This is a genomic window from Catenulispora yoronensis (assembly GCF_039531695.1).
Taxonomy (GTDB): Bacteria; Actinomycetota; Actinomycetes; order Streptomycetales; family Catenulisporaceae; genus Catenulispora; species Catenulispora yoronensis.
Genome location: NZ_BAAAQN010000035.1, coordinates 83,314 through 95,042 on the forward strand (window position 1 = coordinate 83,314; position 11,729 = coordinate 95,042).

Consider the following 11,729-nt stretch of genomic DNA (forward strand, 5'->3'; position numbering starts at 1 on the left):
TGGACGGAGATCACCCTTGTCCCGGCGTCTCCGGGCCCCGGGTGAGGGATGATGGTGCCATGGCCGAACCCGAGATCGAGAAGCTGCGCAGTGTCGACGACCACCTGAACCTGGTCCTCGACACGGTGCAGCTGCTCGCCCCGATGGAGCTCCCGATCACCGATGTGAACGGGCTGACCCTGGCCGCCGACGTGGTCGCCGCCATGCCGCTGCCGCCGTTCGACAACTCCTCCGTCGACGGCTACGCGGTGCGGCTGGCGGACCTCGACGGCGCGGGGCCGGACAGCCCGGCCGAGCTGCGGGTGGTCGGCGACATCGCGGCCGGTTCGGTGTACGAGGGCATCCTGGAGCCGGGTACCTGCGCGCGGATCATGACCGGCGCGATGGTGCCGCACGGCGCCGAGGCGATCGTGCCCCTGGAGTGGACCGACGGCGGCACCGAGAGCGTGCGCATCACCCGGGTCCCGGAGCGCGACGAGCACATCCGGGTGCTGGGATCGGACGTGGCCACCGGCGAGGTGGTGCTCAAGGCCGGGGCCCGGCTGGGCCCGCGCCAGATCGGGCTGCTCGCCGCGATCGGCCAGGTCCACGCCCCGGTGCACCCGCACCCGCGGGTCGTGGTCCTGTCCACCGGCTCGGAGCTGGTCGAGCCCGGCGCCCCGCTGGGCCCGGGGCAGATCAACGACGGCAACGGCCCGGCCCTGACCGCCGCGGTGAACGCCCTGGGCGCCACCGGGATCCGGGTCGGGATCATCGGCGACGAGCCGCAGGGCGTGCTCGACGCCATCGAGGACCAGCTGATCCGCGCCGACATGGTGGTCACCACCGGCGGCGTCTCGGTCGGCGCCTACGACGTGGTGAAGGAGGTGCTCTCGACGCTGGGCACCGTGCAGTTCACCAAGGTCGCGATGCAGCCCGGCATGCCGCAGGGCTTCGGCACGGTCGGCGAGGACCGGATCCCGATCTTCACCCTGCCCGGCAACCCGGTGTCGGCCTACGTCTCCTTCGAGCTCTACATCCGCCCGGCGATCGAGAAGATGATGGGCCGCGAGACCGGTCCGCGGCGCACCGTGACCGCGACCTGCTTCGGCGCCTTCTCCTCCCCCAACGGCAAGCGGCAGTTCGCCCGCGGCGTCTACGACGCGGTCGGGCACAGCGTGCGCCCGGTCGGCGGCCACGGCTCGCACCTGGTCGGCGACCTGGCGCTGGCCAACGCCCTGATCGTGGTGCCCGAGCACGTCACCGAGGTGGTCGACGGCGACGACGTCGAGGTGATCGTGCTCGACGGCGGCGGCCGGTGAGCAGCGGGGACCGGCCGGCCGGCAAGTCCGACCGCCTGACCCACATCGACGCCGCCGGCGACGCGCGCATGGTGGACGTCACCGCCAAGCCGGTCTCGGCCCGGGAGGCCCGGGCCACCGGGTTCGTCGAGGTCTCGCCGCGGGTCGTGGAGCTGCTGCGAGGCGAGGGCGTGCCGAAGGGCGACGCCCTTTCGGTCGCGCGCATCGCCGGGATCATGGGGGCGAAGAAGACCTCTGAGCTGGTCCCGCTGTGCCATCCCATCGCCATCAGCGGGGTGAAGGTGGCGCTGGAGGTCGAGGACGCCGGCGTCCGGATCGGCGTGACGGTGAAGACCGCGGACCGGACCGGCGTGGAGATGGAGGCGCTGACGGCGGTCGCCGTCGCCGGCCTCACCGTCATCGACATGGTCAAGGCCGTGGATCCGGCGGCCGTCCTGACCCGGGTGCGGGTGGAGGCCAAGACCGGCGGCGTGTCGGGGGACTGGGCGCGGTAGACCGGCGCCCCGGCGCTCGCTCCGGCGGTCGCTCCGGCCGTCGCCCGGCGCTCGCTCCGGCCGTCGTCGAAGACTCTTGCGACTTGAAGGTCTCGGTGTCATGGTGCCCGAACGTGATTGTGAGTTGCCTCACAGGTCACGTCCGTGAGAGGCCGCAGACATCTCCCCGAGATCTCAAGGACGCGCCATGACCGAATCGAGTACCGCGGCGGCGCCGCCGCCCGAGAACGACACGGGGCGCCTCGACGACGCCTCCCGTGCCCGCATCTTCACCGTCATCGCGGTCGTCGTGCTGTTCGCCGAGGTCGCGCCGTTGCAGTACACGATGGTCTCGCCGGCCGCGCAGCTGATCGGGCGGAGCTTCCCGGGCGTGGGCAGCAACATCGCGTGGATGACCATCATCTTCGGCCTGGTCGGAGGGGCGGCCACGCCGATCCTGGGCAAGCTGTCGGACCTGTACGGCAAGCGCAACATGCTGCTCGCCGTCGGGGTGTCGTTCCTGATCGGCTCCCTGATCTGCGCCACCACCAGCAACTGGACGCTGTTCCTGGTCGGCCGGGCGTTCCAGGCGGTGGCGATCGCCGCGGCCACCGTCGCCTACGGCCTGATCCGCGACCTGATCCCGCGCAAGTACGTGCCGCTGGCGATCGGCCTGGTCTCCACCGGGCTCGGGGTGTCCGGCGTCGGCGGCATCATGCTCTCCGGCGTGCTGACCGACACCGCGGGGTGGAGCTACAAGGCGCTGTTCTGGTTCCTGGTGGTCTACACCCTGGTCACGCTGCCGCTGCTGCTGTTCGTCTGCCCGGAGACCAAGTTCCGCGCCAAGCAGAAGCTGGACCCGCTCGGGGCGCTGCTGCTGGCCGGCGGCGTGGGCTTCGCGCTGCTCTACGTCTCCAACGGCGCGAACGTCGGCTGGAGCAACACCTTGTACCTGGGCTACCTGGTCCTCGGCGTCGCGCTGATAGCCGCGTTCGTCGTGCTGGAACGGCGGGTCAGCCAACCGATCATCGACATGCGGCTGCTGTTCTCGCCGAACGTGTCGGCGGTGCTGTTCGTGGCGTTCTTCGCCGCGATCGTGGTCGGTATCCAGGCCTTCGCGATCCCCTACATGGTGTCCACACCCAGTCATGACGGGCTGATCGCCGTCACCCAGCAGGGCGCCGCGGCCCGTCTCAAGGGGCTGGTCCAGCCGAACCAGATCCCGGTGAAGGTGCTCGGCGACATCGGCTACGGCCTCGGTTTCACCTTGCTGGGCCTGGCCTTCCACGTGCAGGTGTGGGGCTCGTCGGTGTCGATGGTCTCGGGCGCGGCGTCCGGGCAGCTGTCCGGCAAGATCGGCGCACGCAAACCGCTCCTCATAGGGATGCTCACCTTCGCCCTCACCAGCGGCATCTACGCCGCCGCCCACCACGGCGCGCTGACGCTGGCCCTGGTCGGCATCGTGTTCGGCGTCGGCTTCGGCGCCTTCTACGCGACGACGCCGAACCTGCTCGTGGAAGCCTCGCCGCCGGAACAGCAGGGGATCACCGCGGGAATGCTTGGCGTTTCCAACTCCATAGGCACCGCGGTCGGCACCGCTATAGCAGCCGCGTTCCAGGCAGCCCATCCGGTGAAACTCGTAGTGGCCGGACAGACAGTGCTCGCCGGAACGCCGGATCCCAAGACTGGGATAACGAAACGTGCGGGGGTTTTTACCGACACTGCATATACGCAGATCTTTATTGCCTGTGCTATAGCCGGTGTGATCGCGCTGATTGGTACGTACTTCATGCGCGCGGGACGTACAGCGTCAACAGGCGGTCTCGGCTACCTGTCGGCGCGGGAGCCCGCTAAAGAGGCGGCTCCCGCGTAGGGAACGCAGAGGAAGGGGCCACCCGCGAGGGGTGGCCCCGGCCGACCTCAGATCGCGGCCTGGAAGGCCTTCGCCATCACCTGGTAACCCGCGTCGTTGGCGTGGATGTTGGGGCCGATCGGCTTCGGCGCGCACATCCAGGTCCACTGGCAGATGCGCGCGACGTTGAGCGGAACGGTGACCCCCGGCGCCAGCGGCACCTGGTGCACGAAGTCGTTGCTGCTGAAGGCGGCGCCGACGTCGGCCACCCGGAACCCGTGCAGCGGGTACTCGACCTGGAAGACCGCGTTGAAGAGGTTCAGGAAGACCGCCGAGGTCTTCGCGGTGGACTGGCCGGCCGACCCGGTGAGCCACGAGGCCAGGAACGGGTTGTAGTACGTCGACCCGACGAACTCGGTCTTGTGCCCGGCCGCCGCGCGCAGCTTGTCGATGATGACCGGCAGGTCCTTCGCCGTCTGCTGGATGCCGTCGAGGCCGCACTGGATGTCCAGGCCGCTCGCGCTCGCGCAGCCGTCCACGTCGTTGGCGCCGATGTCGAGGGTCACCAGGACCCGGTCGCCCTTGTGCGCCTTGAGGAAGTCGGCCGCGGCGTCGAGCTGGTTCCGGTACGGCTCCGGGTACGGGCAGCCGCCGTGGATCATCGAGCCGGTGGTCTCGCCGGGGCACGCGAGGTTCACGTACTTGGTGCCCCCGGCCTTCAGCGAGGCGGCTATGTCGTCGGCGTAACCGCGGCCGCTTATGTATCCCTGACCGGTCGTGGTGTTCGGCTGCCAGCCGGCGCCGAGCGAGTCGCCGAGGGCCAGGTAGTAGTCGAACGGCTTGTGCTTCCAGCCGTCGGTGGCGTTGGCCGGTCCCGCGCTGACCGCCAGTCCGCACAGCGCCGCCGCCGCGATCGCGGCGGCCTTGCGCAGGCTGAGTGTGGGAACGTGCATGCTTTCGGTCCCCTCCCGTGGAGAAAACACCGCCCGCGAGGGGTACCTCGCACAGAGTGTGGCGGCGAACACCTGGATGTTACCGGGGGGTATCGAACGGGGGTAGAGGGGCGGACTCGCGGAGGACGCCGCCGGGTGAATCAGTTGTCGAAGGGCAGAACGAGCGTGCGCAGCAGGCCCGCCAGCGCCTCGCGCTCGCCGGCCGACAACCCGCCGAGCAGCTCCCGCTCCTGGGCCAGCAGGCCCTCGAAGGCGCCGTCGACCCGCTCGCGGCCGGTTTCCGACAACTGGACTAAGACACCGCGCCGATCGCCCGGGTCCGGCAGTCGCTTCACCAGGTCCTTGGCCGCCAGCCGGTCGATCCGGTTGGTCATCGTGCCGCTGGTGACCAGGGTCTGGGTCAGGAGCTTGCTGGGCGTGAGCCGGTACGGCGCGCCGGCCCGGCGCAGCGCCGACAGCACGTCGAACTCCCACGGCTCCAGGTCGTGCTCGGCGAACGCGGTGCGGCGGGCGCGGTCCAGGTGGCGGGCCAGGCGGGAGACGCGGGAGAGGACTTCCAGCGGGGCGACGTCCAGGTCCGGGCGCTCGTGGCGCCAGGCCTCGACCAGGCGGTCGACCTCGTCGCGGCACGCCGCCGGGTCCGGGACGCCGGCCGCCCGCGCGGCGGGCGGGGCGGAGTCCGGGTCGTGCGTTCGGGGTGCGTCCACCGCGGGTTTCTCCTCAGGATGATCCGAGGGGCCAGCCTATCGGGAAGGTCGGTGCCGAGCATCTTGACATCGAGATTCTTGATTGGGCAGACTGCGCGGTACGGAAAGTATCTCGACGTCGAGATACTTGAGCGTGAGGAGACGGTCGTGACCGGCGACATCTGGAATGCCCAGCAGTACCTGAAGTTCGCGGACGACCGGCTGCGCCCCTTCCTGGACCTGGTGGCCCAGATGGAGACCAAGGACGACGCCCGGCTCGTCGTCGACCTCGGCTGCGGCCCCGGCAACGCCACCGCGCTGCTCGCCGACTGGTGGCCGGACGCCCGCATCGTCGGCGTCGACTCCTCCCCGGCGATGATCGAGGCCGCGCGGGAGCACGCCGTCCCCGGCCGTGTCGAGTTCGAGCTCGGCGACCTGCGGGACTGGCGGCCGGACGAGAAGCCCGACGTCGTCCTCGCCAACGCGGTCCTGCAGTGGGTCCCCGGCCACCTGGAGCTGATCGGCGGCCTGGCCGCGCAGCTCGCGCCGGGCGGGCTGTTCGGCTTCCAGGTCCCCGGCAACTTCGACGCCCCGTCCCATGTCGCCCTCGCCGAGGTGAAGCAGGCCTGGGCCGGCCGCATCGGCGCCGACATCGACCGGCCGGGCTCCCACGACCCGGCGGTCTACCTGGAGCAGCTCGCCGACGCCGGGCTCGAGCCGGACGTGTGGGAGACCACGTACACCTACGTGATCCCGAGCGATCCGGATCCGGCCGTACCGTGCGGCGTGACCGAGTTCGTGCGCGGCACCGCGCTGCGGCCCGTCGTGCAGGCGCTGGACGAGGGCGACGCCGCCGAGTTCGTCGCCGAGTACGACGCCAAGGTCCGCCGCGCCTACCCGGTCCGCGATCTCGGCGGACGCCCGGTGCAGCTGCTCGCGTACCGGCGGATCTTCGCGGTCGGCCGCCGGGCCGCCTGACCCGTCCGGGCCCAGCCGCTCATCAGCAGCCGCTCACCAGCCAGCCGCTCAGAACCACGGAGGGGAATCCCGATGCTCGCCGGACTTCACCACGTCCAAGTCGCCGTCCCCAAGGGCGTCGAGGACGTCTCGCGCGCCTACTACGTCGGTGTGCTCGGCATGACCGAACTCGCCAAGCCGCCGGTCCTCGCCGCTCGCGGCGGGTGCTGGTTCGCAGCCGGGAGCCTGGAGATCCACACCGGGGTCGAAGAACCCTTCGCCCCGGCGCGCAAGGCCCACCCGGGCATCGTGGTCACCGACATCGACGAGCTCGCCGATGCCCTGAAAGCAGCCGGCCACGAGTTCACCTGGGACGGCCACATCGTCGGCCGGCGGCGCCTGCACACTTTCGACCCGCACGGCAACCGGCTGGAGTTCATCCAGCAGTAGCGGCGGTGGCGCCGTCCCGCTATCCCTCGGAGATGCCCCGGCCGCGCTCGTCCAGCTCCTTCAACAGCGCCTGGATCTCCCCGCGCATGTAGTCGCGCGTGGCCACCTCGCCGACCGCCAGCCGCAGCGAGGCGATCTCCCGCGTGATGTACTCCATCGTCGCTATCGACATCTCCTCGCGGGCGCGGTCCTCGGCCACCTGCACCTTGTCCCGCTCGGCCTGGCGGTTCTGCGCCAGCAGGATCAGCGGCGCGGCGTACGCGGCCTGCGTCGAGAACGCCAGGTTGAGCAGGATGAACGGGTACGGGTCCCAGCGGATCGACTTGGTGACCACCAGGATGTTCAGCACGATCCAGACGACCACGATCGCGGACTGGATCACCAGGTACCGCGCGGTGCCGAAGAATCGCGCGATCGCCTCCGAGACCCGCCCGAAGGCGTCCGGATCGAACGACGGTTTCAACGACACCTGCCGCCGCCCGCGCGGCTGGTCCAGTCTCGGCTGGGCGTATTCGCGCGCCATCTCAGGCCTCCCCTGCCTCGACGCCCACGGTGCGTCCGGACCCGGTATCGGATCCGGATCCCGCCCGCGGCGTGCCGCCGTCCACCCCCCGCTCGTCCTCCCGTTCCTGCTGGGCCTGCTCCTCCAGCAGCTCCACGATCTCGCGCTGTTCCGGCGGCAGCTCGTCGTGCGGCACCCGCGCGGCCTGCATCCGCCAGTCGTCCGGCAGCAGGTGGTCCAGCACGTCGTCGACGGTCACCGCGCCCAGCAGCCGGTCGTCGGCGTCCACCACCGGCGCGGCCACCAGGTTGTACGTGGCCATGTAGGCCGTCACCTCGTTCAGCGCCGCGTCCGGCCGCAGCGGCTCCAGCTCCACGTCCACCGCCCCGGACACCAGCGCCATCGGCGGCTCCCGGAGCAGCCGCTGGATGTGCACCGCGCCCAGGTAGCGCCCGGTCGGGGTCTCGGTCGGGGCCCGGGTGACGAACACCAGCGAGGCGTTGGCCGGGGTCCGCTCGGCGTCCCGCACCAGCGCCAGCGCCTCGGCCACGGTCGAGTTCGGGGGCAGGATGATCGGGTCGGAGTTCATCAGGCCGCCGGCGGTGTCCTCGCGGTAGCTCAGCAGCCGCCGCACCGGGTTCGCGTCCTGCGGCTCCATCAGCGCCAGCAGCCGCTCGGCCTCGTCCGCGCTGAGCTCGCCGAGCAGGTCCGCGGCGTCGTCCGGGTCCATCGCCTCCAGCACGTCGGCGGCCCGCTCGGACTCCAGCTCGCCCAGGATCTCCACCTGGTCGTCCTCGGGCAGCTCCTCCAGCACGTCGGCCAGCCGCTCGTCGTCCAGCGCCGCGGCCACCTCGCCGCGCCGCTTGGGCGACAGCTCGTGCATCACGTGCGCCAGGTCCGCGGCGTGCAGCTTGTCCAGGGCCGCGACCAGCTCGGCGGCGCCCTGCGCGCTGGGCGTCACGGCCAGGCCGGTCACCGCGTCCCAGTCCACGGTCAGCGTCTCGCCGCGGCGGCGCAGGCCCTTGGCCAGCTTCTGCACGTAGAGCTTGGTGAGCGCCAGCTCCTTGCCGCCGCGCTCGGGCTCGATGCCGACGTCGCGCACGGTGGCCGGGGCGCCGGTGGCCTTGACCGTGACCCGGCGGTCCAGCAGCTCGGCCAGCACCAGGGTCTCGCCGGGCCGCTGCTGGAAGTGCCGGATGTTGACCAGGCCGCTGGAGACCACCTGGTTGTTCTCGATCGACTTCACGCGGCCGATCGGCAGGAAGACGCGGCGGCGGCCGTGCATCTCCAGCACCAGGCCGAGCACCCGGGGCGCGCTGTCGCCGGCGCCCATGGCGATCACCAGGTCGCGGATCCGGCCGACCGGGTCGCCGTCGGCGTCGAAGACCGACTTGCCGGCCAGGTGGGAGACGTAGACACGGGAGGGGGCGCGCATGTCAACCTCCGCATCCGTCTCGGCCGAGGCACGGCGGGGCGCCGCTTCGGTCATGATGAGTCTTCACTGCCGGGCCCGATGATCGGCGCACCGCGGGCCGCGCCGCGCCGCGGGTCCGATCATGCGATCAGGCTACCGGTTCCGGACGCGGCGCGGCAGGCTCCGCTACTCCATTCCCGCCGCGCCCGCCGACCGTCTAGTCTCGTGGCGTCACCGACCCCACTTTGGAGTACCGAGTACCGTGCACACGCTTGCCTCCCGTGGAACCGCCGTCCGAGTGAGTGTTCTGGCGATCGCCGCCGCGGCGGCCGTGACGGCCGTGGGCGGATGCGGGTCCACCGGCAAGAACGGCGTCGCGACCAAGTCGACCGGCGCCATCGTGGCCACCGCCGAGGACGCGGTGGCCGCCGCCGACAGCGTGCACGTCCAGGGCCAGTTCACCTCCGGCAGCGAGCACGTCGCGCTGGACCTGCGCCTGGTCAAGGACAAGGGCGCGGCCGGCACGGTGACGATAGACAACGAGGTCATCGAGCTGCTGCGGATCGGCCCGGACGTCTACGTCAAGGGCGACGAGACCTTCTACCGCTCGGTGGTGGCGCGGTTCGGCGGCGGCGGCGGCGACCCGGCGGCCGGCGCCGCGCCCTCGTCCGGGGCCACCGGCTCCGCCGCGCCGAGCACCGCGCCGAGCGGCGCCGCCACGCCGGGCAAGTCCGGCTCGGCGTCGGGCAAGGCTGCCGGGGCGGCGCCGTCCGGGAGCGCGGCCGCCGGCTCGGCGAGCCCGAAGGCCGCGGCCAGCACCCCCGGCGACATCACGGTCAGCGCGATGCAGGTCAACTTCCTGCACATCGGCCCGGCCGACGCGCAGTACCAGACCTTCGCCTCCCTCACCGACCCGCGCCAGCTGGTGCAGCAGATCATGCAGGGGGTCGGCGGGCTGACCAAGGACGGCCAGAAGGACATCCGCGGCACCAAGTCGATCGTGCTGTCCGGGCCCAAGGACTCGCGGGTGTACGTCGCGATCGACGGCTCCCCGTGGCTGCTGCGGGTGCTGCCGCCCGGCGGCGGGACGCTCGACTTCCTGGACTACGACAAGCCGGTGACGCTGAACCCGCCGCCGGCGGCCCAGGTCGTGGACATAGCCAAGATCGCCAAGTAGGCGGCGGCCGCACCACCGCCGAGGCGGACGCGGTCACGCCGCCGAGGCGAACGCGGTAACACCACCCAGACTGACGCGGTCACACGACCGAGGCGAACGCCTTCCCGTCGAGCACGATCCGCGGCTCCAGCCCGAGCGCGGCGTACACATGCGCCGCCACGTCCACGTGCCGCAGCGAGCCGTACTCGGCGCCGCCCTCGATCCCCGGGCCGGCCGCCGCGATCCACGCCGTCCGCTCGACGTCGCTGCCGGCGCCGTGGCCGCCTTCGAGCACGTGCCCGTGGTCGGTGACCAGGATGAAGGTCCAGTTCTCCGCCGCGCGGTTCGGGCGCGCGGCCACCGCCGCCAGCAGCCGGCCGACGCGGGCGTCGGTGCGGTGCAGGGCCGTGCGGTAGAGGTCGCCGCAGCCGTGGTCGTGCCCGGTGGAGTCGACCACGCCCAGGTACACGAACGCCGCGTCGACCTCCTCGCCGGCCAGGATCCGCTCCGCGTCGCGGGTGACGGTCTCGTCGCCCCGGTCGCACTCCCGCGGGCTCTGGCCGTAGTCCACGAACGTCACCCGCGACGGCCGCGCGAACAGCGGGCCGTGCGCCTCGATCGTCGCCAACGGCGGCCACGCGCCGACGGCCAGATACGTGCGCAGGCCGAACTCGCGCGACAGCACGGTCAGGAAGTCCGGGTGCTCGGCCAGCCGATGGCCCTCGAAGTCGTTCGCGCGCACGTTGTGCCGCTCGACGGTGGTCCCGGTCACGACCGTGGCCCAGCAGGGGCCTGATACGTCGGGAGTGCCGTCCTCGATCCGCACCGGCGCCAGGAATCCCTCGCCGATGACCCGCTCGATATGGGGCGTCGGCTCGGTTTCCAGGAAGTCCAATCGGGTCCCGTCGATCCCGATCACCAGGACGTGCGAGCTGTTGGCCATAACCCTGTCTCCCCCTAGGCGATACGCGCGAGATCATCTTCCCGGACGGCACCGAGCAGCGGAACCCCTTCGACGTATCGCCGGACCTCCGCGATCGCGAAGCCGCCCAGCTCCGCCACCTCCGTGCCCATAGCCCCGGCCAGATGCGGGGTCACGACCACGTTCGGCAGCAGGAACAACGGATGCCCCGGCGGCAGCGGTTCGGGATCGGTGACATCGAGGAACGCGTCGATCCGGCCGGAGGAGCAGTGCCGGACCAGCGCGTCGGTGTCGACCAGCGTGCCGCGCGCGGTGTTCACCAGGACCGAGCCGTCGCGCATCAGCGCCAGGCGCGCGTCGTCCAGCAGATGATGCGTCTCCGGCAGTGACGGCGCGTGCACGGTCACCACGTCGCTGCTCCGCAGGAGTTCTTCGAGGCCGACGAGCCGTACCGGACCCGTTGCCAGCGCGGCGGCCTCGGCGGCGGTCACCGTCGGATCGGCCACCAGCACCTCAAAGCCCTCGCGGACCAGCATCGGCACCACCAGCCGACCGATCCGGGAGGCGCCGATCACGCCGACCGTCCGGCCGGTGTTCCCGAAGCGCGGCGAGGTCGAGGACTTCTTGAACGCGCCGTCGGAGTACTGCCGGGCCATCTCGAAGACCCGCTTGCCGGACAGCAGGATCACGCTCACCGTGAACTGCGCGACCGGGTACGCGTTGGCCTGCGCGGCCGAGGAGACGAGGATCCCGCGGGTCCAGAAGTCAGTGCTCAGATGGTGTTTCACCGACCCGGCCGCGTGGACCACCGCACGCAGCTTCGGCGCCGCGTCCAGCACCTGCGCGTCCAGAACGGGGCAGCCCCAACCGGTCAGCAGGAGCTCGGCGCCGGCCAGCGCCGCTCGGGCCCGGGGGTCGGAGAAGTCCGTCACCGCCAGGCCGTGATCGATGTCCACGAGGGTGTCGAGAAGGGCTTGTGCGGCGGCCGGGAACGCCGCGTCGGCGACGTCGGGACGCATGGCGAGAACGGCGGCGGGACGGCCGGCCATCGGGTTCCTCTCTG

General features: G+C 71.5%; 12 protein-coding genes. 6 read left to right on the plus strand and 6 right to left on the minus strand.

Features of this window, described 5'->3' with window-relative positions; translation table 11 throughout:
* Positions 1 to 59 precede the first annotated feature (59 nt).
* From glp to ABD481_RS26245, 3 genes are all read left to right on the plus strand, one after another.
* Entirely contained in the window at positions 60 to 1,301 is a 1,242-nt protein-coding gene (gene glp / locus ABD481_RS26235; RefSeq protein ID WP_344668416.1) for a molybdotransferase-like divisome protein Glp, read from the plus strand.
* Entirely contained in the window at positions 1,298 to 1,795 is a 498-nt protein-coding gene (moaC, locus tag ABD481_RS26240) for a cyclic pyranopterin monophosphate synthase MoaC (protein WP_344668417.1), read from the plus strand. Before glp ends, moaC begins: the two co-directional genes overlap by 4 nt.
* A gap of 187 nt (positions 1,796 to 1,982) precedes the next feature.
* Positions 1,983 to 3,647, plus strand: a complete 1,665-nt coding sequence (locus ABD481_RS26245) for an MFS transporter (RefSeq protein WP_344668418.1) — start codon at positions 1,983 to 1,985, stop codon at positions 3,645 to 3,647.
* A 47-nt stretch (positions 3,648 to 3,694) separates the two neighbouring features.
* On the opposite strand, the gene ABD481_RS26250 is transcribed toward ABD481_RS26245, so the two are convergent.
* Both ABD481_RS26250 and ABD481_RS26255 read right to left on the minus strand, forming a co-directional pair.
* Positions 3,695 to 4,579, minus strand: a complete 885-nt coding sequence (locus ABD481_RS26250; protein ID WP_344668419.1) for an SGNH/GDSL hydrolase family protein — start codon at positions 4,577 to 4,579, stop codon at positions 3,695 to 3,697.
* 140 nt (positions 4,580 to 4,719) lie between these two features.
* Positions 4,720 to 5,187 carry a MarR family winged helix-turn-helix transcriptional regulator gene (locus tag ABD481_RS26255; protein WP_344668452.1) on the minus strand — a complete coding sequence of 156 codons (468 nt, stop codon included), beginning with the start codon at positions 5,185 to 5,187 and terminating at the stop codon, positions 4,720 to 4,722.
* Positions 5,188 to 5,433: 246 nt separating this feature from the next.
* Between ABD481_RS26255 and ABD481_RS26260 the strand changes: the two genes are divergently transcribed.
* Together ABD481_RS26260 and ABD481_RS26265 are read left to right on the plus strand one after the other, a co-directional pair.
* Positions 5,434 to 6,243 (plus strand): methyltransferase domain-containing protein, encoded by an 810-nt coding sequence (locus tag ABD481_RS26260; RefSeq protein ID WP_344668420.1) that lies wholly within the window; start codon positions 5,434 to 5,436, stop codon positions 6,241 to 6,243.
* A 72-nt stretch (positions 6,244 to 6,315) separates the two neighbouring features.
* Complete coding sequence (locus ABD481_RS26265) at positions 6,316 to 6,672, plus strand: VOC family protein (RefSeq protein ID WP_344668421.1); 357 nt, start codon at positions 6,316 to 6,318, stop codon at positions 6,670 to 6,672.
* A 19-nt stretch (positions 6,673 to 6,691) separates the two neighbouring features.
* Here ABD481_RS26265 and ABD481_RS26270 read toward each other — a convergent pair whose 3' ends face one another.
* Both ABD481_RS26270 and ABD481_RS26275 read right to left on the minus strand, forming a co-directional pair.
* Positions 6,692 to 7,195: a DUF1003 domain-containing protein gene (locus ABD481_RS26270; protein WP_344668422.1), complete on the minus strand. Its 504-nt coding sequence runs from the start codon at positions 7,193 to 7,195 to the stop codon at positions 6,692 to 6,694.
* A 1-nt stretch (position 7,196) separates the two neighbouring features.
* Positions 7,197 to 8,609: a magnesium transporter MgtE N-terminal domain-containing protein gene (locus ABD481_RS26275; RefSeq protein WP_344668423.1), complete on the minus strand. Its 1,413-nt coding sequence runs from the start codon at positions 8,607 to 8,609 to the stop codon at positions 7,197 to 7,199.
* A gap of 277 nt (positions 8,610 to 8,886) precedes the next feature.
* Here ABD481_RS26275 and ABD481_RS26280 point away from each other — a divergent pair, with 277 nt between their 5' ends.
* On the plus strand, positions 8,887 to 9,765 hold the full coding sequence (locus ABD481_RS26280) for a hypothetical protein (RefSeq protein ID WP_344668424.1): 879 nt from the start codon (positions 8,887 to 8,889) through the stop codon (positions 9,763 to 9,765).
* Between the two features lie 79 nt (positions 9,766 to 9,844).
* Here ABD481_RS26280 and ABD481_RS26285 read toward each other — a convergent pair whose 3' ends face one another.
* Together ABD481_RS26285 and ABD481_RS26290 are read right to left on the minus strand one after the other, a co-directional pair.
* Positions 9,845 to 10,687, minus strand: a complete 843-nt coding sequence (locus ABD481_RS26285; RefSeq protein WP_344668425.1) for an alkaline phosphatase family protein — start codon at positions 10,685 to 10,687, stop codon at positions 9,845 to 9,847.
* 14 nt (positions 10,688 to 10,701) lie between these two features.
* Positions 10,702 to 11,715: a hydroxyacid dehydrogenase gene (locus ABD481_RS26290; protein ID WP_344668426.1), complete on the minus strand. Its 1,014-nt coding sequence runs from the start codon at positions 11,713 to 11,715 to the stop codon at positions 10,702 to 10,704.
* Between the last annotated feature and the right edge of the window lie 14 nt (positions 11,716 to 11,729).